The sequence below is a fragment of the Streptomyces sp. STR69 genome (genome assembly GCF_024519455.1).
Lineage (GTDB): Bacteria > Actinomycetota > Actinomycetes > Streptomycetales > Streptomycetaceae > Streptomyces.
Genome location: NZ_JALJRY010000012.1, coordinates 45,809 through 65,841, shown reverse-complemented (window position 1 = coordinate 65,841; position 20,033 = coordinate 45,809). Strand labels below are relative to the sequence as shown.

Annotated in this window: 19 protein-coding genes and 1 riboswitch; of the genes, 10 read left to right on the top strand and 9 right to left on the bottom strand. The window is 72.0% G+C overall.

Annotation, left to right across the window (positions count from 1 at the left end; translation table 11 throughout):
• Window positions 1-231: 231 nt before the first annotated feature.
• Genes OC490_RS23075 through OC490_RS23065 form a run of 3 tightly spaced genes read left to right on the top strand, consistent with a single transcriptional unit; the run spans window position 232 to window position 5,011 of the window.
• A complete protein-coding gene (locus tag OC490_RS23075; RefSeq protein WP_262059882.1) occupies window positions 232-1,269 on the top strand; it encodes an AAA family ATPase in 1,038 nt (345 codons plus the stop codon).
• Entirely contained in the window at window positions 1,269-2,633 is a 1,365-nt protein-coding gene (locus OC490_RS23070; RefSeq protein ID WP_262059881.1) for a DUF58 domain-containing protein, read from the top strand. The genes OC490_RS23075 and OC490_RS23070 overlap by 1 nt, the downstream gene beginning before the upstream one ends.
• Window positions 2,630-5,011 (top strand): DUF3488 and DUF4129 domain-containing transglutaminase family protein, encoded by a 2,382-nt coding sequence (locus tag OC490_RS23065; protein WP_262059880.1) that lies wholly within the window; start codon window positions 2,630-2,632, stop codon window positions 5,009-5,011. The genes OC490_RS23070 and OC490_RS23065 overlap by 4 nt, the downstream gene beginning before the upstream one ends.
• Window positions 5,012-5,140: 129 nt before the next feature.
• Here OC490_RS23065 and OC490_RS23060 read toward each other — a convergent pair whose 3' ends face one another.
• The 3 genes from OC490_RS23060 to OC490_RS23050 form a co-directional block, all read right to left on the bottom strand.
• A complete protein-coding gene (locus OC490_RS23060) occupies window positions 5,141-5,536 on the bottom strand; it encodes a DUF3040 domain-containing protein (RefSeq protein WP_019067767.1) in 396 nt (131 codons plus the stop codon).
• A 277-nt stretch (window positions 5,537-5,813) separates the two neighbouring features.
• Window positions 5,814-6,584 carry a methyltransferase gene (locus OC490_RS23055; protein WP_262059879.1) on the bottom strand — a complete coding sequence of 257 codons (771 nt, stop codon included), beginning with the start codon at window positions 6,582-6,584 and terminating at the stop codon, window positions 5,814-5,816.
• Between the two features lie 283 nt (window positions 6,585-6,867).
• Window positions 6,868-7,407 carry an SAV_6107 family HEPN domain-containing protein gene (locus tag OC490_RS23050; RefSeq protein WP_262059878.1) on the bottom strand — a complete coding sequence of 180 codons (540 nt, stop codon included), beginning with the start codon at window positions 7,405-7,407 and terminating at the stop codon, window positions 6,868-6,870.
• A 180-nt stretch (window positions 7,408-7,587) separates the two neighbouring features.
• Between OC490_RS23050 and OC490_RS23045 the strand changes: the two genes are divergently transcribed.
• The 5 genes from OC490_RS23045 to OC490_RS23025 all read left to right on the top strand — a co-directional run bounded on the left by OC490_RS23045 (window position 7,588) and on the right by OC490_RS23025 (window position 13,587).
• Window positions 7,588-8,289 (top strand): ATP-binding cassette domain-containing protein, encoded by a 702-nt coding sequence (locus tag OC490_RS23045; protein ID WP_262059877.1) that lies wholly within the window; start codon window positions 7,588-7,590, stop codon window positions 8,287-8,289.
• Entirely contained in the window at window positions 8,261-10,345 is a 2,085-nt protein-coding gene (locus OC490_RS23040; protein ID WP_262059876.1) for a YhgE/Pip domain-containing protein, read from the top strand. The genes OC490_RS23045 and OC490_RS23040 overlap by 29 nt, the downstream gene beginning before the upstream one ends.
• A gap of 62 nt (window positions 10,346-10,407) precedes the next feature.
• On the top strand, window positions 10,408-11,037 hold the full coding sequence (locus OC490_RS23035; protein WP_262059875.1) for a TetR/AcrR family transcriptional regulator: 630 nt from the start codon (window positions 10,408-10,410) through the stop codon (window positions 11,035-11,037).
• Between the two features lie 366 nt (window positions 11,038-11,403).
• Complete coding sequence (locus OC490_RS23030) at window positions 11,404-12,030, top strand: DUF4126 domain-containing protein (protein ID WP_262059874.1); 627 nt, start codon at window positions 11,404-11,406, stop codon at window positions 12,028-12,030.
• A 45-nt stretch (window positions 12,031-12,075) separates the two neighbouring features.
• The gene (locus OC490_RS23025) at window positions 12,076-13,587 is read left to right on the top strand and encodes a phytoene desaturase family protein (RefSeq protein ID WP_262059873.1); all 1,512 of its coding nucleotides are present in this window, start codon (window positions 12,076-12,078) and stop codon (window positions 13,585-13,587) included.
• A 3-nt stretch (window positions 13,588-13,590) separates the two neighbouring features.
• Here the strand turns inward: OC490_RS23025 and OC490_RS23020 are convergent, their stop codons facing one another.
• From OC490_RS23020 to OC490_RS22995, 6 genes are all read right to left on the bottom strand, one after another.
• Window positions 13,591-14,598 (bottom strand): hypothetical protein, encoded by a 1,008-nt coding sequence (locus OC490_RS23020; protein ID WP_262059872.1) that lies wholly within the window; start codon window positions 14,596-14,598, stop codon window positions 13,591-13,593.
• Window positions 14,599-14,654: 56 nt separating this feature from the next.
• Window positions 14,655-15,578, bottom strand: a complete 924-nt coding sequence (metF, locus tag OC490_RS23015; protein WP_262059871.1) for a methylenetetrahydrofolate reductase [NAD(P)H] — start codon at window positions 15,576-15,578, stop codon at window positions 14,655-14,657.
• A 110-nt stretch (window positions 15,579-15,688) separates the two neighbouring features.
• Window positions 15,689-16,345 (bottom strand): thiamine phosphate synthase, encoded by a 657-nt coding sequence (thiE, locus tag OC490_RS23010; RefSeq protein ID WP_262059870.1) that lies wholly within the window; start codon window positions 16,343-16,345, stop codon window positions 15,689-15,691.
• Between the two features lie 106 nt (window positions 16,346-16,451).
• On the bottom strand, window positions 16,452-16,823 hold the full coding sequence (locus tag OC490_RS23005) for an Rv2175c family DNA-binding protein (RefSeq protein ID WP_033284439.1): 372 nt from the start codon (window positions 16,821-16,823) through the stop codon (window positions 16,452-16,454).
• A 64-nt stretch (window positions 16,824-16,887) separates the two neighbouring features.
• Window positions 16,888-18,117: an NAD(P)/FAD-dependent oxidoreductase gene (locus OC490_RS23000; RefSeq protein WP_262059869.1), complete on the bottom strand. Its 1,230-nt coding sequence runs from the start codon at window positions 18,115-18,117 to the stop codon at window positions 16,888-16,890.
• A gap of 32 nt (window positions 18,118-18,149) precedes the next feature.
• Window positions 18,150-18,500: a hypothetical protein gene (locus OC490_RS22995; protein ID WP_262059868.1), complete on the bottom strand. Its 351-nt coding sequence runs from the start codon at window positions 18,498-18,500 to the stop codon at window positions 18,150-18,152.
• 52 nt (window positions 18,501-18,552) lie between these two features.
• Window positions 18,553-18,664: riboswitch (TPP riboswitch) on the top strand.
• On the opposite strand from OC490_RS22995, the gene thiO reads away from it, so the two are divergent.
• Both thiO and thiS read left to right on the top strand, forming a co-directional pair.
• Window positions 18,662-19,834 (top strand): glycine oxidase ThiO, encoded by a 1,173-nt coding sequence (gene thiO / locus OC490_RS22990; protein WP_262059867.1) that lies wholly within the window; start codon window positions 18,662-18,664, stop codon window positions 19,832-19,834. Its footprint overlaps the riboswitch before it by 3 nt.
• Complete coding sequence (gene thiS / locus OC490_RS22985; RefSeq protein WP_201049026.1) at window positions 19,831-20,031, top strand: sulfur carrier protein ThiS; 201 nt, start codon at window positions 19,831-19,833, stop codon at window positions 20,029-20,031. The genes thiO and thiS overlap by 4 nt, the downstream gene beginning before the upstream one ends.
• Window positions 20,032-20,033 lie beyond the last annotated feature (2 nt).

The following is a 20,033-nucleotide window of genomic DNA, read 5'->3' as shown; positions in this document are numbered from 1 at the left end:
CGCCCGCCCCGAAAATTTCGAAAAGCTCGCCGCTCGGACCGCCCAAAAGGTCGTAAGACCCGACAAAGCGAAGGCAGTTGTCCACAGGCGAGTGACACGAACCGGTAACGGCAACAAGAATGCGGGTGTGGCGTCACGCGGAACTTTTCCCGCGTGCCGTCCGTGTTTCGGGGTGGGCCGATCCGCAGTGCGCGCGTCGGCCCATGGAAAGAACGGGCCGAGGAGGGCCGGGTGACGACCTATGACGATCGAGCGAGCCTTACAGATCTGACCGCCACTGTGGAGCGAGTCCGCAGTTCGGTGGAAGGAGTGATCGAGGGCAAGCCCGAGGTCGTACGGCTTTCGCTGACCGTGCTGCTCGCCGAGGGACATCTTCTGATCGAGGACGTTCCGGGCGTGGGCAAGACAATGCTGGCCAAGGCGCTGGCACGGTCGATCGACTGTTCGGTGCGGCGAATCCAGTTCACGCCGGACCTGCTGCCCTCGGACATCACCGGTGTGTCCATCTGGGACCAGCAGCGGCAGGACTTCGAGTTCAAACCGGGCGCCATCTTCGCGCAGATCGTGATCGGCGACGAGATCAACCGCGCCTCGCCGAAGACGCAGTCCGCGCTCCTGGAGTCGATGGAGGAGCGGCAGGTCACCAGCGACGGCCAGACCTACGAGCTGCCCAGCCCCTTCATGGTGGTCGCCACGCAGAACCCGGTCGAGATGGAGGGCACCTATCCGCTGCCCGAGGCCCAGCGCGACCGTTTCATGGCCCGGGTCTCCATCGGCTATCCCAGCGCGGAGGCCGAGCTGCAGATGCTGGACATCCACGGCGGGGTGAGCCCGCTTGACGACCTGCAGCCGGTGGCCCACGCGCACGACATCGTCAAGCTGGTCGAGGCGGTCCGCGGCGTCCATGTCGCCGACCCGGTGCGCAGGTACGCGGTGGACCTGGTCTCCGCCACCCGCACCCACCCCGACCTCAGACTCGGCGCCTCACCGCGCGCGACGCTGCATCTGCTGCGCGCGGCGAAGGCGTCCGCCGCCCTGAGCGGCCGTGAGTACGCGCTGCCGGACGACATCCAGGCGCTCGCGGTCGCGGTCCTGGCCCACCGCCTGCTGCCCACCGCCCAGGCCCAGCTGAACCGCCGTACGGCGGAGCAGGTCGTCCAGGAGATCCTGCAGCGCACCCCCGTGCCCGCGGCGCCGCCGCAGCAGAGCAGCTTCGGCATGGGCCGCGGCACGGCGTCCTACGGCGAGCAGCCGCCCCGGAGGCTGTGATGGCCGTCGGGGTGCCGGGGGTCCCGGAGCCCGAGCGGGACGAGAAGGGTGGTGTCCGTACGGCCCTGGCGGGGCTGACCACCCGCGGTCGCTCGTTCCTGGCCGCCGGTATCGCGGCGGCCGTCTGCGCGTATGTCCTGGGGCAGGGCGATCTGCTCCGGGTCGGGCTGCTGCTGGCCGTGCTGCCCCTGGTCTGCGCGACCGTGCTGTACCGCACCCGGTACCGGGTCGCCGGCAGCCGCCGGCTCTCCCCCGCGCGCGTGCCCGCCGGCAGCGAGGCCCGCGTCCATCTGCGGATGGACAACGTCTCGCGGCTGCCCACGGGCCTGCTGATGCTCCAGGACCGGGTGCCGTACGTGCTCGGCCCGCGCCCCCGGTTCGTCCTGGACCGGGTCGAGGCGGGCGGCCGGCGCGAGGTGTCCTACCGGGTCCGCTCCGACCTGCGTGGCCGCTACCCCCTGGGCCCGCTGCAGCTGCGCCTGACGGACCCGTTCGGGATGTGCGAACTGACCCGCTCCTTCTCGACGTTCGACACCCTGACCGTGATCCCGCGCGTGGAGGCCCTGCCCCCGGTCCGTCTCAGCGGCGAGGCCAAGGGGTACGGCGACGGGCGCAACCGCTCGCTGGCCCTGGCCGGCGAGGACGACGTGATCCCGCGCGGCTACCGCTACGGCGACGACCTGCGCCGCGTGCACTGGCGCTCCACCGCGCGCTACGGCGAGCTGATGGTGCGCCGCGAGGAGCAGCCGCAGCGCGCCCGCTGCACGGTGCTCCTCGACACCCGGGGCATCGCCTTCGCGGGCCAGGGCCCGGACTCGGCCTTCGAGTGGGCCGTGTCGGGCGCGGCCTCTGTCCTGGTGCACATGCTGGAACGGGGCTTCTCCGTAAGGCTGTTGACCGACACCGGCAACTCGGTGCCCGGTGAGGGCGCCGACGGGTTCGCGGGCGCGAGCCAGGAGTCGGCGGACGCGGCCGGACTGATGATGGACACCCTCGCGGTGATCGACCACTCGGACGGCGAGGGCCTGTCCCGGGCCTACGACCTGCTGCGCGGCGGAAACGAAGGGTTGCTGGTGGCCTTCTTCGGCGACCTCGACGAGGAACAGGCGGCGATCGTCGCCCGGATGCGGCAGCGCAGCGGGGGCGCCCTCGCCTTCGTGCTGGACAGCGGCGGCTGGGTGCGCGAGCCGACCGACGTACCCGGCCCGGAGAACGAGCAGGAGGAGCGGCTGCGGATGTTGCGCGACGCGGGCTGGACCGCCGTGGGCGTGCCGCGCGGCGCGTCCCTGACCGAGCTGTGGCAGCGGGCCGACCAGGAGCGCAACGGCATCACCGCGGCCGGTCTCGGGGAGGGATGGGGATGAGCGGGCGGGCACGGCTGGCGCTCTGCGCCTGGGGGGCGACGCTGCTGGCGTCCACCGCCCTGATTCCCCTGGTCGCCCCGGCGATCTGGATCTTCCAGGCGGCCTTCATGCTGGCGATCCAGGCCGGGGTGGGCGCGGCGACCCGGCGGGTCCCGCTGGCCCGGCCGCTGACCGTCGCGGCGCAGGCCCTGGTCACGCTGCTGATGCTGACCCTGGCCTTCGCCCGTGAGCAGGCCTTCGCCGGGCTCGTCCCGGGCCCCCGGGCCTTCCAGCACTTCGCCGACCTGCTGCAGCAGGGCTCCGACGACGTCTCCCGGTACGCGATCCCGGCCCCGCTGCACGACGGCATCCGGCTGATGATCATCGGCGGTGTGCTGGTGGTCGGCCTCGCGGTGGACACGCTCGCGGTCACCTTCCGCAGCGCGGCCCCGGCCGGCCTGCCGCTGCTCGCCCTGTACTCGGTGGCCGCCGGGCTGTCGAACAGCGGCAACGACTGGCTGTGGTTCCTGCTCGCGGCGGCGGGCTACCTGATGCTGCTGCTGTCCGAGGGCCGGGACCGGCTCGCCCAGTGGGGCCGGGTCTTCGGCGGGGCGCCACGCACCACCCCGGGTTCGGACTCCTCCGGACCACTCGCCCCGGTCCGCACCGGGCGACGGATCGGCGCGGTCGCGCTGGCCATCGCCCTGCTGCCGCTGCCCACGATCTCCGGCGGTCTGCTGGACGCCGCCGGGACCGGTGTGGGCGCGGGCACCGGAGGCGGCGGCACTATCTCCGCGGTCAACCCGCTGGTCTCGCTGCGCGACAGCCTGAACGTGGACGAGAACCGCCAGGTCCTGTCCCTGCGCACCAACACGAACGACATCTCGGACATGTATCTGCGGATCGTGTCCCTGGACGACTTCGACGGCATCACCTGGAAGCCGTCGCAGCGGCACATCGAAAGCGTGCCCGACACGTTCCCGACCCCGACCGGTCTCGGCGCCGACGTCAAGCGCGCGGAGATCAAGACCCGGATCTCGGCCGCGGACTGGTACGCCCAGGACTGGCTGCCGATGCCGTACCCGCCCAGCCGCGTGAACATCGACGGCAGCTGGCGCTACGAGCCCGTGGGTATGACGGTCGTGGGGGACCACGGCCAGAACACGCGTGGGGTGACCTACACGGTCACCAGCCTGGACGTGGAGCCGACCGCGGAGCAGCTGGCCACCGCGCCGGCACCGTCGAAGGCCCTGGAGACCCAGTACACCAAGGTGCCGAAATCGCTGCCGGCGGTGGTGGCCCAGACCGCCCGCCGGGTCACCGCGGGCTCGGCAAACGCCTATGAGCAGGCGGTCAAGCTCCAGGACTACTTCGCGGTGACCGGCGGCTTCCAGTACGACACCCAGGTGGACGTCGGTACCGGCCGCAACGCGATAGCGAAGTTCCTCAAGGACAAGCAGGGTTTCTGCGTCCACTTCTCCTTCGCGATGGCGGCGATGGCCCGCACCCTGGGCATTCCGGCCCGGGTCGCGGTGGGCTTCGCACCCGGCACCCCGGAGGCGGACCAGTCGGTGTCGGTGGGCCTGAAGGACGCGCACGCCTGGCCCGAGCTGTACTTCGAGGGCATCGGCTGGACCCGCTTCGAGCCGACCCCCAACCGGGGCTCGGTGCCGTCGTACACCCAGTCGACCACCCCCGGCAGCAACATCCCGGACCCGGCCAGGCCCTCGACCTCGACGAGCGCGGCGGCCTCGGCCGCCCCCTCGGCGAGCGAGAGCTGCACGGCCCAGTTGCGGAAGCTGGACGGCTGCACGAGCCAGGCCCCGGCGATCGCGGCGGGCGACGACGGCAGGGGCCCGTGGTGGTACCTGCGGATGTCGCTGCTGGGCCTGGGCGCGCTGCTGCTGCTGACGATCCCGTTCTCGCCGATGCTGTGGCGGGCCCGTGCGCGCTCGGTACGGCTGGGCGCCCACGGTCGTACGGCGGCGGACGCGGCCGTCCACACGCTGGCGGTCTGGGAGGAACTGACCGATACGGCCTGGGACTTCGGGATCTCGCCCGACGATTCACTGACCCCGCGCAAGGCCGCCGCCCGGATCGTGCGACTCGGGCATCTCGATCCGCCCACCGCCGCCTCGGTGCACCGGGTGGCGGACGCCGTGGAGCAGGTCCTCTACGCCCCCAGGCCGCAGCCGACGGCGGGGCTCACGCAGGACGTGCGCCGGGTGATCGTCGGTTTCCAGGACACGGCCGACCGCTCCACACGGCTGCGCGCACTGGTCGCCCCGCGCTCGACCGTCCGGGTGGTGTGGGCGCTGTCGGCCTGGTGGGCGTCCGTGACGACGCGGGTGGCGGCGATCCGGCCGGCCCTGCGCAAGCCGTCGGGACAGCAGGGCTGATGCCCTGGCCCCTCCTCCGCGGAAGCGGCTGAGGGGCCAGGGCATACGGGAGGGGATGACCACCGGTTCGGTGGTCATCCCCTCACTCGTGTTCTGGGGCGCCTCGCTTCGTGCGGAGCCGGGCCGCCGTTACTGACCCTGCTGCTCGTCGCGGCGGCGCTGCCACCGCTGCTCGATACGATCCATGACCGAGCGCCGCTGCCGTCCCTGGCGGCGGGCGTGCGGAGCGCCCGCGGCGGGCTGTTCGCCAGGCTTCGGAGCCTTGCGCCAGCCGGTCACGGCGAGTACCGCACAGCCCAGCATGACGAGGAATCCCACCACGCTGACCCAAATCTGCTTTGCGACCATTCCTGCCATGAGGAGCGCAATACCTACGAGGAAGCCGGCCACCGCCTGGTAGACCCGTCGCCGGGTGTACGTGCGCAGCCCGCTTCCCTCAAGCGCTGTCGCGAACTTGGGATCTTCGGCGTACAGCGCTCGCTCCATCTGCTCGAGCATTCGCTGCTCGTGCTCCGAGAGCGGCACGGAGTCCTCCTCATCGTGCAGTCGCCGGGGCGACCCGGGGGGTCCCTTCAGGATAGGCAGGGAATCGCCCCCGTGAAACCCGCCCCTCTACGCCAATTGACCAACCGGAATCCGTCATGGCCGTTCCGACTCGCTGAAGCTTCCATTCCCCAGCAGCCGTCCCGTCATGCCGAGCGGTCTCCCTCGATCATACGGCGCCGGGCCCGCGATCGGGGGGCCTGTGGCGTACTCCATGTGCGGCCGAGCCCCTGATCAGGGCTCCGTCACAGGAGGCCACTCACACCTCGCCGACACCCCGCGTCTCGCCGAGCACATGAAGCTGCGTGGCCACGGAGTGGTACGCCGGGAGCTCGGCCGCCGCGGCCTCCAGCTTCAACAGCGCGTCCAGGGCACCCGGCTCGGTGTCCACGAGTACTCCAGGAACCAGATCGGCGAAGACCCGCACCCCGTGCACGGCGCCGACGGCGAGGCCCGCGCCCTGGACGAACGCGGTGAGCTGCTCGGCGGTGAAGCGGTGCGGGACGGGGTCCGCGGCGCCCCAGCGGCCGTTCGGGTCGGTGAGGGCCTGGCGGGCCTCCGTGAAGTGGCCGGCGAGGGCGCGCGCGAGGACGGCACCGCCGAGTCCGGCGGCGAGCAGGCTGAGGACGCCTTCCGGGCGCAGCGCGGCCACCACGGTACGGACGCCCTCGGCGGGGTCGTCGACGTACTCCAGGACGCCGTGGCACAGCACCGCGTCGTAGCCGCCGCGCTCGACCACGTCGAAGAGGCCGTGCGCGTCGCCCTGGACGCCCCGCACACGGTCGGCGACACCGGCCTCGGCGGCGCGGCGCTCCAGCGCGAACAGCGCGTTCGGGCTGGGGTCGACGACGGTGACGCGGTGGCCGAGGCGGGCGACGGGCACCGCGAAGTTGCCGCTGCCACCCCCGGTGTCGAGGACGTCCAGCGCGTCCCGACCCGTGGCCTTGACCCGGCGGTCGAGGGCGTCCTGAAGGACGTCCCAGACCACGGCGGTACGGAGGGAGGCGCGGGGGCGGCTCGGGTCCGACACGGCAGTTGACTCCTCGGCGCGGCACCGCCTGTGCACGGCGGAGCGAACGGGCTGCCTCCCCGGCCCGGAGGCGGGCGGAGGGAGGGCTTCAGGCGCCCTCCACCCTATTGCCTCCGGTGCCGTACCCGGTGATGTGTCTCGCGCGGCGGAACGCCGCCTGAGCGCTCCGCCGGTGAAGCGGTGATGAACCTGCGGGCCGGTGGGGGGCTGGTCGCGCGCACGCGGCGGAGCCGCATATCGATACAGCCTCGCGCCCCTTTGGGGCGCTGCACCTCACCGGAGTTCACCCGGCGCGGTCCCCCGGCCGCTCCGGGTCCTGGCGTGGCTGGGGCAGGACCGGCTGGAGGACGAGCATCCGCTCCACCAGGCGCAGGAACATCGCCACGTCGCGTATGAGGTCGTCGGCGTCCCGGCGGGTCGCCGCGCCCTGGATGCCCGCCTCGGCGCGGGCGCGGCGCCGGGCACCGGAGGCGAACAGGGCGCTCCACTCGGTGAGTTCGGGGACTATCTCGGGGAGTACTTCCCAGGCGCTGCGGATGCGGGCCCGGCGCCGGGCCGTGGGCTCCGGCTGGGCGCGCGCGGCGAGTACCGCGGCGGCGGTGCGCAGGGCGGCGAGGTGCGCCGTCGCGTAACGCTCGTTCGGCGTTTCGAGGACGGCTGCCTCGTCCAGTCCGGCGCGGGCCTGGGCGAGCAGGTTGAGGGCTGCGGGCGGGGCTGTGGCCCGGCGGAGCACGGGGTGTACGTCGCTCGCCGGGCCGGTCAGTGAGGGGGCAGGGCCGGGAGCGCGGCGCCGACGGGCGGCGGCTGCGGACGAGTTGGCCATGACGAACCTCCTGTCGTCGTGTGACGGCACGCCCTGTCAGGTAGTGCCGTATGTGCCCATCGTGAGGTATGGCACTGACAATCCGTTCTGACCTGCGCTTTTGCTTCGATCGAAGGTTCGCGTTAGTTTTTGCACTGACCAGTCAGTTCAAAAGAATCCGGCAACGGGGGATGGGGAACCGTGGGTGGGGTCGGTGTCACGGCCGAGGACTTCGGGGTCAAGGGGCCGCGCGGCTGGGCGTTCCGGGGGATCTCCCTGGACGCCGGGCCCGGCTCGCTGATCGCCGTCGAAGGGCCTTCCGGGTCCGGGCGTACGAGCCTGCTGCTCGCGCTCACCGGGCGGATGAAGGCGTCCGAAGGGACCGCCCGCGTGGGCGAGTTCACGCTGCCGAAGCAGTCGGCGGCCGTACGGCGGGTCGGCGCGCTGGCCAATGTCGCCGGGGTCACCGACCTCGATCCGGCACTGACCGTCGGCGAGCATCTGCGTGAACGGGCCGCGCTGCAACGGCGGTTCGGGGACTCCGTACGCGCACTGCTGCGGCCCCGGTCCGAGCGGGTGGCCGAGGCGGGGCTGCGGATCGAGCGGGCGCTGACCGCCGCCGGTCTCGACCTCGACGCCCTGCCCAAGGGCTCCCAGACCGCCGTACGGGATCTGGAACGGCCGCATGAGTTGCGGCTGTCCATCGCGCTGGCGCTCGTCGGGCGACCGGCCCTGCTCGGTGTGGACGATGTCGATCTCAAGCTCTCGGATGCCGAACGGGCGGAGATCTGGGACCTGTTGAGATCCCTCGCGGATTCCGGAACGACCGTCGTGGCGGTGTCCGCCGAAGGAGCCGAAGGAACGGAGAAGGCCGATGCACGCGCCACGACTGGCCGCGCTTGAGCTCAGGCGCTTCGGCAGGGGCAAGCTGCCGCGCGCCGCGCTCGTCGCCCTCCTGCTGCTGCCCCTGCTGTACGGCGCCCTGTACCTGTGGTCCTTCTGGGACCCGTACGGCCGCCTGGACCGCATCCCCGTGGCGCTCGTCAACGACGACCGGGGGACGACGGCCGACGGGAAGAAGCTCACGGCGGGCGACGACATCACCCGAGGGCTGCGCGACAGCAAGACCTTCGAGTGGCACGAGGTGAGTGCGGCCACCGCGCGGAAGGGCGTCGAGGACGGCACGTACTACTTGTCGTTGACCATGCCGGCCGACTTCAGCTCGCGCATAGCCTCCAGTGCGGGCGACTCCCCGGAGACGGGCGCGCTCCAGGTGCGGACGAACGACGCGAACAACTACATCGTCGGGCAGATCTCCCGGACGGTGTTCAGCGAGGTGCGGTCGGCCGCGTCCACCAAGGCCTCGCGGACCTTCCTGGACCGGATCTTCGTGTCGTTCTCCGACATCCACGGCCAGACCGTGAAGGCGGCCGACGGCGCCGATCGGCTCAAGGGCGGCATCGGTACCGCCGAGGCGGGCTCCAAGGATCTCGCCGACGGTCTCAAGGATGCCAAGAAGGGCAGCGGCAAGCTCTCCAAGGGCCTGAAGAAGCTCGACACGGGCGCGGGCGACCTGGAGGACGGTTCGAAGCAGGTGGCGGCCGGGACGCAGACCCTCGCCGACACGGTCAACGGGGTCGCCGACAAGGTGGGGCCCTTCCTTGAGGACAACGAGAAGACCATCGGGGACACGGCTCAGTTGGTAGCCGACTCGGCGAAGACGATCCGCGCCGACCTGGGCACCCTGGTCAAGGCGGCCCCGGTCGCCGCCAAGGGAGCGCACGCGGCCTCGGACACCCTGGACGAGGTCTACAGGGCGCGCTGCGAAACCGCCGTCCTGGCCGACGCCGCCTGTCCCGACCTGAAGAAGGCCGCCCGGGCCGCCTCGGACGTGGCCGAGGTCGCCGACGACGTCGACAACCTGGTGGCCGACCAGAACGGCGACCTGAAGAAGCTCGACACGAACCTGCGGACCCTCCAGACACAGGCCCAGGCGCTCGCCGACCGCGCACCGCACCTCTCCGAGGACCTCGACGACGCGGTGGCCAGGATCAACAAACTGAACGACGGCGCCGGGAAGGTCGCCGCGGGCGCCAGGACGCTCCACGCAGGGCTCGGCACGGCCAAGACCGGCGCGACCGCCCTGGACACCGGTGTCGGCAGGCTGAGGACGGGCGCCGTGGACCTCAGCGGCGGCCTGTACAAGCTCGTCGACGGCTCCGGGAAGCTCGCCGGCGGACTGCACGACGGCGCGGCCCAGATCCCCGACTACGACAAGCAGGACCGCGACCGGCGCACCGGGGTCATGGCCGACCCGGTCCAACTGGCCTCCCAGGACCTGCACAAGGCGCCCAACTACGGCACCGGATTCGCCCCGTACTTCATCCCGCTGTCCCTGTGGGTGGGCGCGATGGTGGCGTACATGCTGATCACGCCCATGAACCGGCGCGCGCTCGCCGCCGGTGCCCCGGCCCGGCGGATCGCGCTGGCGGGCTGGCTGCCGGTGGTGGCGGTCGGGGTGCTCCAGACGGTGGCCCTGATGGCCGTACTGCACTGGGCGATCGGTCTGGAGATGGCGCACGCGGCCGGCACGGTCGGCTTCCTGTTCCTGGTGACGGCCTGTTTCGCGGCGATCGTGCAGTGGCTCAACGCGCGCTTCGGAGCGGCGGGCCGGATCCTCGTACTCGCCCTCCTGATGCTCCAGTTGACGTCGGCGGGCGGCACCTATCCGGTGCAGACCAGTCCCGGGTTCTTCAACGCGATCCACCCCTTCCTGCCGATGAGTTACGTCGTCGAGGCACTACGGAGGCTCATCACGGGCGGCGGTCTGGAACCCGTGTGGCACGCGTGCGTGGTGCTCGTCGCCTTCACCGCGGGCGCGCTCGCACTGACCGCGCTGTCCGCGCGCCGCCGCCAGGTGTGGACGCTCGACCGGCTGCACCCGGAGCTGAGCCTGTGACCTCGCCCAGGACCTCGACACCCGTGCCCACCGCCGGAGCCGGGCCTGTGACAATCAGGCCCATGGAAAGCAGCAGCACCCCGTCGGGCGGCAGCACGCGCCGCGAGACCACCCGGCAGAAGCTCTACGAGGCGGCCGTCACGCTCATCGCCGAACAGGGCTTCTCGGCCACCACGGTGGACGAGATCGCCGAGCGTGCCGGGGTCGCGAAGGGCACCGTCTACTACAACTTCGCGAGCAAGTCCGTCCTCTTCGAGGAGTTGCTGCGGCACGGAGTGGGCCTCCTCACCGCCTCCCTGCGGGAGGCCGCCGAGCAGACCGCGCGGGACGGTGGCAGCAAGGTGGACGCCCTGGACGCGATGATCCGCGCGGGCCTCGGTTTCATCGCCCACTACCCGTCCTTCACGCAGCTCTACGTGGCCGAGCTGTGGCGCACCAACCGCGCCTGGCAGTCCACGCTCATGGTGGTGCGCCAGCAGGTGAACGCGGCCATCGAGGACGTGCTGCACGCGGGCGTGGCGAACGGCGAGTTCAGCCCGGAGATCGATGTCCGGCTGACGGCCGCCGCGCTGGTGGGGATGGTCCTGGTGGCCGCCCTGGACTGGCAGTCGTTCCAGCCGGAGCGCTCCCTGGACGACGTCCACTCGGCGCTGTCCCGACTGCTCCAGGGGCGAGTCAGCGGGGGTCACTGAGCGCACGCACAGAAGCGCCGGTCCGTTGTGGCCGCGTCCCCCGCGGGCCGCCCCGAACCGGCGCTCCCTTGTGCTTCCCCCGTACGTTTCCCCCGTTGGAACCCCCGTTGGTCAGTCCCCCTGGGCTCCCCCGTGCCTCGCTTCCACCGAGGTTCCGGCGGAAGGAGCGGCCAAGGGCGCGGGCCCCGTTCCGCCGCCCCGTGTCGGCGGTACCGGAGCCGCGCCCCTTTCCGTGTCTCCACTCTCTCGTTCGCGCAGGTCGCACCCCATCCGCGCGCGTACTCATCTCACTCCCTAGGTACGCATACTCAGCCGTACGCACTCAGGCCCAGGACGCGCTGTTGCCGAGTGGTTACCATCACCTCCGTGTCCGTACTCCCCCTGGTCTTCACCAGCGGCTGGGCCAGCGGCATCAACGCCTACGCGGTGGTGCTGCTGCTCGGTGTCTTCGGCGCGACCGGGGTGAGTGACGCCGTCCCCGAGTCGCTGCAACGCCCTGAGGTCCTCGTCGCAGCGGCCGTGCTGTTCCTGTGCGAGGCGGTCGCCGACAAGATCCCCTACGTCGACTCCGTGTGGGACTCCGTGCACACCCTGATCCGGCCGGCCGCCGGGGCGTGGGTCGGCGCGGTGCTCGCCGGGCACAGCGGATCGTTGAACGATGTGGCGGCGGGACTGATCGGCGGTTCGACGGCGCTGGCCAGCCATACGGTCAAGGCCGGGACGCGGATGGCGATCAACACCTCGCCGGAGCCGTTCAGCAACGTGGTCATGAGTCTCGCCGAGGATCTCGGGGTCGGCGGGATCGTCTCCTTCGCGATGTTCCATCCGCAGGCGGCGGCGATCATCGCGGCCGTGCTGCTGGTGGCCGGGCTGACGGTCCTGTTCTTCCTGGTCTCGCGGATCCGCCGGTTCCTGCGCCGCCGGGCCCAGCTCCGGGAGGAGAAACGGCTGGCCTCGCAGGTGGGAGGGCCGCCGGACCGGCCACCCTGGTGACGGCCCGTGACCGGGCTGTCAGTGGCGGCCGATAAAGTCGCAGGCATGGCACGGATTGCGGTGATCGGCGCCGGCATGGGCGCGATGGCGGCCGCTGCCCGGCTGGCCGTCGCGGGCCACCGGGTGGCGGTGTACGAGCGTACGGAGACGTACGGCGGTGCGGTGCGCCGCTTCGAGCGGGACGGTTTCTCCTTCGACACCGGCCCCGGGCTGCTGCCCGTGCCCGCGGTCTACCGCGATCTGTTCATCAAGACCGGCAAGGAGCCGCTGGAGGACCTGGTCGAGCTGGTCCAGGTCGACCCGTCCTCACGGCACGTCTTCGCGGACGGCACGGAGGTGTCGTTGCCGAACGCCTCCCGCGCGGGCGTCGTCACGGCCCTGGACGAGGCGCTGGGCGGCGGCGCGGGGCAGCGCTGGGGCGACTTCCTGATCCGGGCCCGCGAGGCCTGGGACCGCACCCGCAGGCCCCTCCTGGAGGAGCCGTTGTGGACCGACTGGTCGGTGCTGGCCGGGCAGGAGCCCTATCCGGCGGTCCCGCACAAGAAGCTGCTGCGCACCCGCCGGGCGAGCACCCTCGCCGAGATCGGCGCCTGGGAGCTGCGCGACGACCGCCTGACGGCCCTCCTGGAGAGCCACGCCCTCGCGTACGGCCTCCACCCCCGGTCCGCTCCGGCAAGCGCGGCCGTGCTGCCGTACATGGAGCACGCCTTCGGCACCTGGTATGTGCGGGGCGGTATACGGGAGTTGGCGCGCGCGGTGTACGAGCGGTGTCTGGCGCGGAAGGTCGAGTTCGTCTTCGGGGCCGAGGTCACCCGGGTCCTGGAGAAGGACGGGCGGGCGGCGGGAGTGGAACTGGCCGACGGCACTGTGGTCGACGCGGACCATGTCGTCGCCGATGTGGACCCCGCGCGGCTGCGGGCCCTGACGGACCGCCCGCTGGACGGGGACGGTGATGTGCGGGCCGATCCGGACTCACCCCGGCCGGTGCGGCTGACGCTCCTGTTGGCCCTGCGTGGCTCGCGCGAGGCCGGCGCCGTCCACCGGACGGTCGTCCACGCGCCGGACCGGGAGGCCGAGTTGGACCTGTTGGCCTCCCCCAGCGGCGACCCGCCCCGCTGCCCCACGGTGACAGTGCTGCGCCCCGGCGACCCCGCACTGCGGCCGGACGATCAGCACGAGTCGGCGGTGGTGTCCGCCGTGCTGTCGAGTGAGGCCGGCTGGGAGGAGGAGAGCACGGTCGGTCGGTACACCGACTTCCTCCTCAAGGCCGCCGAGTCCGCCGTACCGGATCTGCGAGAGCGCCTGTTGTGGCACGAGGTGCGCACACCTGGGGACACGGAGAGCGAGACCGGCGCCCGCTCCGGAGCCGTACCCGCGCCCTCGCTCGCCGCAGGCCGGGGCCGCTTCCTGCACCCCGCGAACACCACACGCCTGCCCGGGCTCTACCGGGTGGGCGGCTGGTCGCACCCCGGCGGCGGGCTTCCGCACGCCGGGATGTCGGGGGCGCTGGTGGCCGGACTGATCGTGGAGGGACCGCAGTTCAGAGGGTCTCAGTAGGCTTCAGAAACGGTACTGCTCGTCGTAGCCGGGGCCCGACTGCGGCTGCTGCTGCTGTTGCTGCTGGCCGTCGCCCTGGTAGTACTGCTGGTCCGCGGGGACTTCGCCGCCGTAGGTCTCGTCGTTGCGCTGCTGCGGGACCCAGACCCCGCCGGCCGGGGTCTCGCCGACATAGCCGCCGTTGCCGTACTGGTCCTGCGTGTAGCCCTGTTGGGGATACTGCTGCTGGCCGTCGTAGCCCGTGTCGTACGTGGCGCCGCCGTAGGTCTGGGTGCCGATGTACGGGTCGGAGTAGGCCGCGTACTGCTGTTGGCCGGTCGTGTCGTAGCCGTACTGCTGCTGGTCGTAGCCCGCGTAGGTGTCGTAGCCGTACTGCTGCTGGTCGCCCGCCGCGTAGGCCTGGTCCTGGGTCTGGCCGGCCGCCGCTGCCGCGTAGGCCTGGTCCGTGCCCGCGTAGTTCGGGTCGGCGGCGTTCGCGTAGGCGGTGGCGCTGTAGACGCCGTAGGAGCCGGTGTCGTCCGGCAGGGGCTGCGGCTCGTAGACCGAGGTGGTCTCGGCGGCCGTGGGGTCGAGCGGGCGGTTCGGGGTGAAGACGTCGTCGCGGTCGAAGTCCTCGTCCTGGCCGAAGTCGACGTTGTTCCGGCCGTACTCCTGGAAGGCGGGCTGGGAGCCCGTCGAGTCGAGGCCGGAGGCGTCCAGGCCCGGGTCGTGCTCGTCCGGTTCGCCGCCGCGGCGCTTGAAGCCGCCGATGCCCGGTCGTCCGGAGACCGCCCAGCCGGCTTCGAAGCCGCGGCGGAACGACAGGGTGACGTAGGTCTGGCCGATGGCGAAGGCCACCGCGCCCAGTCCGATCACGACGACGGAGGGCATCAGTACGCCGAGCACGACGCCCAGGAAGCCGACGAAGGCGAGCAGTCGCCAGCGCAGCCGCGCCTTGTACTGCAGCAGCACCTCACCGAGCAACCACAGTGCGACGATGCCGAACGCGATGTAGAGGACCGTCCAGCCCATGTACGCCCCTCTCCCAGTGGCCGCTACGCAGTGTGTCGTATGTCCGGGCGGCCGGTCTAGGCCTGCGGTGGGTGGTGCAGGCCCAGGTTCTCGTAGATTTCCAGCGTCGCCGTGGAGTTGTTGAGCGTGATGAAGTGCAATCCGGGCACTCCCTCGGCCAGCAGCCGGGCGCAGAACTCCGTGGCGAAGTCGATTCCGATCGAGCGTACAGCCGCCGGATCGTCTTTGGCTGTGAGGATTCGCTCTTTCAGAGCGTCCGGGATGACGGCGTTGCTGAGCTGCGGCAACCGTTCCAGCATCCGCACGCTGGTCACCGGCATGACCTCGGGGATGACCGGTGTGGCACAGCCTGCCGCCTCGACCCGGTCGCGCAGGCGAAGATACGACTCCGGGCGGAAGAACATCTGGGTGATCGCGTAGTCGGCGCCGGCCCGGCACTTGTCGACGAAGTGACGGACGTCCGTGTCCCAGTCCGGGGAACGCGGGTGCAGCTCCGGGAAGGCGGCGACGCCGACGCAGAAATCGCCCGACTCCTTGATGAGCCGGACCAGTTCGGCCGCGTACGTCAGGCCCCGCGGGTGCGCCACCCAGTCGGCCATGGGGTCGCCGGGCGGGTCGCCGCGCACCGCGAGGATGTTGCGGATCCCGGCGTCGGCGTACTGGCCGATGATGTTGCGCAGTTCGGCGACGGAGTGGTCGACCGCGGTGAGGTGGGCGACCGGGGTGAGCGTGGTGTCGGCGACGATCTGCTCGGTCTCCCTGACGGTGCCCGCGCGGGTCGAACCGCCGGCGCCGTAGGTCACGGAGACGAAGTCGGGGGCGACCGCCTCGACCCTCCGCAGCGCGCTCCACAGGCTTCGCTCGCCCTTGGGGGTCTTCGGCGCGGAGAACTCGAACGAGTACGTGTTCTTGCCGGTCGCGAGCATGTCGCGCACCGTCCGTGCGCGATCGGTCCTGGTCGATGCGATTCCGAAGGCCATACCCGCAGGTTAGTCAGGGGACGGCGGTCACCCAACCGGAACCGGAAATTTGCCCGGTTTGTCGCCCTGTTGTCCACCCACCGGACAACAGCGCGACACCCGGACGGCGCTCAGGGCTGCCGGAGCCGCTTCGCGAACTCGGCCGCCGCCGCGCCCGGGTCGTCGGCCTCCGTGATCGCCCGTACGACGACGACCCGGCGGGCGCCCGCTTCGAGCACCTCGTCGACGTTGCCGAGGTCGATGCCGCCGATGGCGAACCAGGGGCGGTCGGTGCCCAGGGCGGCCGTGTACCGGAGCAGGTCGAGGCCCGGGGCGTGGCGTCCCGGTTTGGTGGGGGTCGGCCAGCACGGACCGGTGCAGAAGTAGTCCACGCCCTCCTGGACGGCGGCTGCGGCGGCCTCCGCCTCCGCGTGCGTGGAGCGGCCGATCAGGACGTCGTCGCCGAGGATCGCGCGGGCCGCGGGGACCGGGAGGTCGCCCTGCCCCAGGTGCAGTACGTCGGCGCCGGCGGCGTGGGCGACGTCCGCGCGGTCGTTGACCGCGAGCAGTCTGCCGTGCCGGGCACAGGCGTCGGCGAACACCTGGAGGTGTTCCAGCTCCTCGGCGGCCTCCATGCCCTTGTCGCGCAGCTGCACGATGTCGACCCCGCCGGCCAGGACCGCGTCCAGGAACTCCGGGAGGTCGCCCTGGCGTCTGCGGGCGTCCGTGCAGAGGTAGACCCGGGCGTCGGCGAGTTCCGCGCGTACGGCGGCTGCGGTGTCGGGCATGCGTGGGTCCCCCGTTGTCGTTCGTCGACGTCGTCGTTGCGCGGTGGTGCTGTGTACGGGCCGCGGGTGAGCGTGCCGCGGCCCGTGCACCGGTCGGTCGTCCGGGTCAGACGGCGAGCGCCTGGGCGCGGCGCTTCACCTCCGTGCCGCGATTCTCACTGAGGGCCTGCGCGGGGGTGCCGGGCAGGCTGGGGTCGGGGGTGAAGAGCCATTCCAGCATCTCTTCGTCGGAGAAGCCGTCGTCCCGCAGGAGCGTCAGGGTCCCCGTGAGGCCCTTGACGACCTTCTGCTCGGCCCCGTCGATGAAGGCGGCGGGGACGTGCAGTGCGCGGTTCTCGCCACGCCGTACGGCGATGACTTGGCCGTCCTTGACCAGCTGCCGCACGCGTGTCACCTCGACATCGAGCAACTCTGCGATGTCGGGCAGCGTGAGCCAGGCGGGGACGAGAGCATCGATCTTTGCGTCAATCTCGGTCACGTAAACAGCGTGCCATCCCGGACTGACAGTCGGAAGTCGGGCCGGTCCGACCCGGGGTCACGAACTAGGCGATAGCGGCCTTCATCGGGAGAGAAGGGTCCGCAAGCGGCTCGGGATTCATCGGGGTGCCCGACTCGATCAGGCGGCGGCCCTGGGCCAGGTCACGGGGGCGGCCGACCGCCAGGAGGGCCACCAGGCGGTCCTCGCGCAGCCAGCAGACGGTCCAGGCCGGGGTGGCCGGGTCGCCGCGCCACAGGGTCGTGTCGGCGGACGCGTGATGGCCGACGTACTGGACGAAGCGGCCGAACTGCTCGGACCAGAAGTACGGCACCGGGTCGTAGACCGCCGGGGTCTGGCCGACGATGTTCGCGGCGACCGTGCGCGGGCCCTGGAGGGCGTTGTCCCAGTGGTGGACGAGAAGTCGCTCGCCGTACCTTCCCGAAGGGAAGGAGGCGCAGTCGCCGACCGCGTACACGTCCGGCACCGAGGTGCGCAGCCGGTCGTCGGCCACGACCTCGCGGTGGGCGCCCAGTTCGATGCCGGAGTCCGCGAGCCAGCCGGTGGCGGGGCGGGCGCCGATGCCGACCACGACGGCGCCGGCGGGCAGCCGCGTGCCGTCGTCGAGGACCACGGCGCCGGGCTCGACGCGCTCCACGCGCGTGTGCGTGCGCAGCACGGCTCCGGCGTCCGCGTACCAGGCGGCCATCGGCGCGGCCACCTCGGCGGGCAGCGCGCCCGCGAGCGGCCGGTCGGCGGCTTCCACGACGGTCACCGCGCAGCCCGCCTCGCGCGCGGCCGTGGCGAACTCCGCGCCGATCCAGCCCGCCCCGACGACCACGATGTCGTGCTGCCGCGCGAGCACCGGCCGCAGCCGCTCGGCGTCGTCCAGGGTGCGCAGCAGATGCACCCCGGGGATACCGTCGGCGCCCGGCAGCCGGATCGGTTCGGCGCCGGTGGCGAGGACGAGGACGTCGTAGGGCACCGGGCCCTCGGCGGTGTCCAGTTCGTGGTCTCCGGGGCGCAGACCCGACACCTCGCGCCCGAGCCTCAGTTCGATGCCGAGTGCCTCGAAGTCGACGTCGAAGGCGGAGCCCTCGGCCTTGCCGAGCAGGACGGCCTTGGACAGCGGCGGCCGGTCGTAGGGCTGATGGGGTTCGGCGCCTAGAAGGGTGACGGTGCCGGTGAAGCCCTGTTCGCGCAGGGCCACCGCGGTCTGCACCCCGGCCATGCCCGCGCCGACGACGACCACGCGCCGTCCCGCCCCCGCGCCCTGTCCCCGTGTCTGCTCGCTCATCCGATCACCATAGACACCTGACAAATCGTCAGTCAGGGGGCGCGTTCAGTGACCTGTTCCACAACACTCGTCCCGCTGCCCGGCTGCGACTCCCACTCCCAGTTCTCGTCGAGGCGGACACGACCGTCGGACAACTCGACCACTTCGGACACGCAGTGCCCGCAGGACGTCGTTCCGTCGGTCCTCAACTGCACGTACCGGAAGTCGAGCCGGTCCCCCGCGCGCGTGCCGACGAGATGCCCGCGGACGACGTCGCCGCCCGCGTACTCGGCCCAGATCTCGCCGTCCCGCTCGTGGTACGCGAACCGGGTGCGGGTGCCGACCTGACCCGGTGCCTGGTCCGCGACCGGGGCGAGGACGAGACCGTCGAGCGAGCGGGCCATGGACGGAGGCTCCCTTACTGGGACATGAGGTACGGGCTAGGGTGGCCAACGTACAAGCACTCGCGGGAGTCCGGACGCACCGGGCTGAGAGGGAGGCTGGCGGCCTCCGACCGTACGAACCTGATCCGGGTCATGCCGGCGAAGGGAGGGGCTGGACGCCCATGCCTACACGTACGTCAGACGTCCTCGTCGTCGGGGGCGGGATCATCGGCCTGGTCACGGCCTGGCGGGCCGCGCAACGCGGGTTCGCCACCGCCGTCGTGGACCCCGAGCCGGGCGGCGGGGCCGCCCAGGTGGCCGCCGGAATGCTGGCCGCCGTCACGGAACTGCACTACGGCGAACAGACCCTGCTCGCCCTCAACCTCGCCTCGGCGCACCGCTACCCGGACTTCGCGGCCGAGCTGACCGACCTCACCGGCCTCGATCTCGGCTACCGCCGCTGCGGCACCCTCGCCGTCGCCCTGGACGCCGACGACCGCGCCCACCTCCGTGAACTGCACGCCCTGCAGCACCGGTCGGGCCTGGAGTCCGAGTGGCTGTCCGGGCGCGAGTGCCGGCGCCTGGAGCCGATGCTCGCGCCGGGCGTGCGCGGGGGGCTCCGGGTCGACGGGGACCACCAGGTCGACCCGCGGCGGCTGACGCGGGCGCTGGTGGCCGCGTGTGAGCGTGCCGGGGTCGCCTTCCACCGCACGTGGGCCGAGCGGCTCACGTGCGGCCGGGACCGCGCCACGGGGGTCGTCACGCGCGAGGGGGACGTGCTGGGCGCGGACCAGGTGGTGCTCGCGGGCGGCAGCCTCAGCGGGCGGCTGGCAGGGGTCCCCGACGCCGTCCTGCCGCCCGTACGGCCCGTGAAGGGGCAGGTGCTGCGGCTGACCGTGCCGGAGCGGTACGCGCCGTTCCTGAGCCGGACCGTGCGGGCCGTGGTGCGCGGCAGCCACGTCTATCTGGTGCCCCGCGAGAACGGCGAGCTGGTCGTCGGCGCGACGAGCGAGGAACTGGGCTGGGACACCACGGTGACCGCCGGCGGTGTCTACGAACTGCTGCGCGACGCCCACGAGTTGGTCCCCGGGATCACCGAACTGCCGCTCACCGAGACCCGGGCCGGACTGCGCCCCGGCTCCCCCGACAACGCGCCGCTGCTCGGCCCGACCGCACTGCCGGGACTGCTGCTGGCCACCGGGCACTACCGCAACGGCGTACTGCTCACGCCGGTCACCGGCGACGCCCTCGCGCACGCGCTGGCCACCGGTGAACTCCCGGACGAGGCACGCCCGTTCACGCCGAAGCGGTTCGCCCGCGCGGAACGCACGGAACTCGTGGAGCAGCCCGCATGAACGTCTCCGTCAACGGGGAGCCCCGGGTGATCGCGCCCGGCACGGCTCTCGACACCCTCGTACGCACCCTGGCCCCTTCGCCCTCCGGTGTGGCCGCCGCCCTCAACGAAACCGTCGTCCCGCGCGCGGAATGGCCCTCGACCTCCCTCTCCGAGGGGGACCGTGTCGAGGTCCTCACCGCCGTCCAAGGAGGCTGACC

What these genes read in the sequence shown, in the direction of transcription:
- metF (WP_262059871.1), bottom strand. Translation starts at nt 15,578, where the DNA reads ATGGCCTTCGGAATCGCATCGACCAGGACCGATCGCGCACGGACGGTG.
- OC490_RS22995 (WP_262059868.1), bottom strand. Translation starts at nt 18,500, where the DNA reads ATGGCCCGCTCGCTCGACGGTCTCGTCCTCGCCCCGGTCGCGGACCAG.
- OC490_RS23070 (WP_262059881.1), top strand. Translation starts at nt 1,269, where the DNA reads ATGGCCGTCGGGGTGCCGGGGGTCCCGGAGCCCGAGCGGGACGAGAAG.
- OC490_RS23035 (WP_262059875.1), top strand. Translation starts at nt 10,408, where the DNA reads ATGGAAAGCAGCAGCACCCCGTCGGGCGGCAGCACGCGCCGCGAGACC.
- OC490_RS23050 (WP_262059878.1), bottom strand. Translation starts at nt 7,407, where the DNA reads ATGGCCAACTCGTCCGCAGCCGCCGCCCGTCGGCGCCGCGCTCCCGGC.
- OC490_RS23020 (WP_262059872.1), bottom strand. Translation starts at nt 14,598, where the DNA reads ATGGGCTGGACGGTCCTCTACATCGCGTTCGGCATCGTCGCACTGTGG.
- OC490_RS23000 (WP_262059869.1), bottom strand. Translation starts at nt 18,117, where the DNA reads ATGAGCGAGCAGACACGGGGACAGGGCGCGGGGGCGGGACGGCGCGTG.
- thiS (WP_201049026.1), top strand. Translation starts at nt 19,831, where the DNA reads ATGAACGTCTCCGTCAACGGGGAGCCCCGGGTGATCGCGCCCGGCACG.
- thiO (WP_262059867.1), top strand. Translation starts at nt 18,662, where the DNA reads ATGCCTACACGTACGTCAGACGTCCTCGTCGTCGGGGGCGGGATCATC.
- thiE (WP_262059870.1), bottom strand. Translation starts at nt 16,345, where the DNA reads ATGCCCGACACCGCAGCCGCCGTACGCGCGGAACTCGCCGACGCCCGG.
- OC490_RS23065 (WP_262059880.1), top strand. Translation starts at nt 2,630, where the DNA reads ATGAGCGGGCGGGCACGGCTGGCGCTCTGCGCCTGGGGGGCGACGCTG.
- OC490_RS23025 (WP_262059873.1), top strand. Translation starts at nt 12,076, where the DNA reads ATGGCACGGATTGCGGTGATCGGCGCCGGCATGGGCGCGATGGCGGCC.
- OC490_RS23040 (WP_262059876.1), top strand. Translation starts at nt 8,261, where the DNA reads ATGCACGCGCCACGACTGGCCGCGCTTGAGCTCAGGCGCTTCGGCAGG.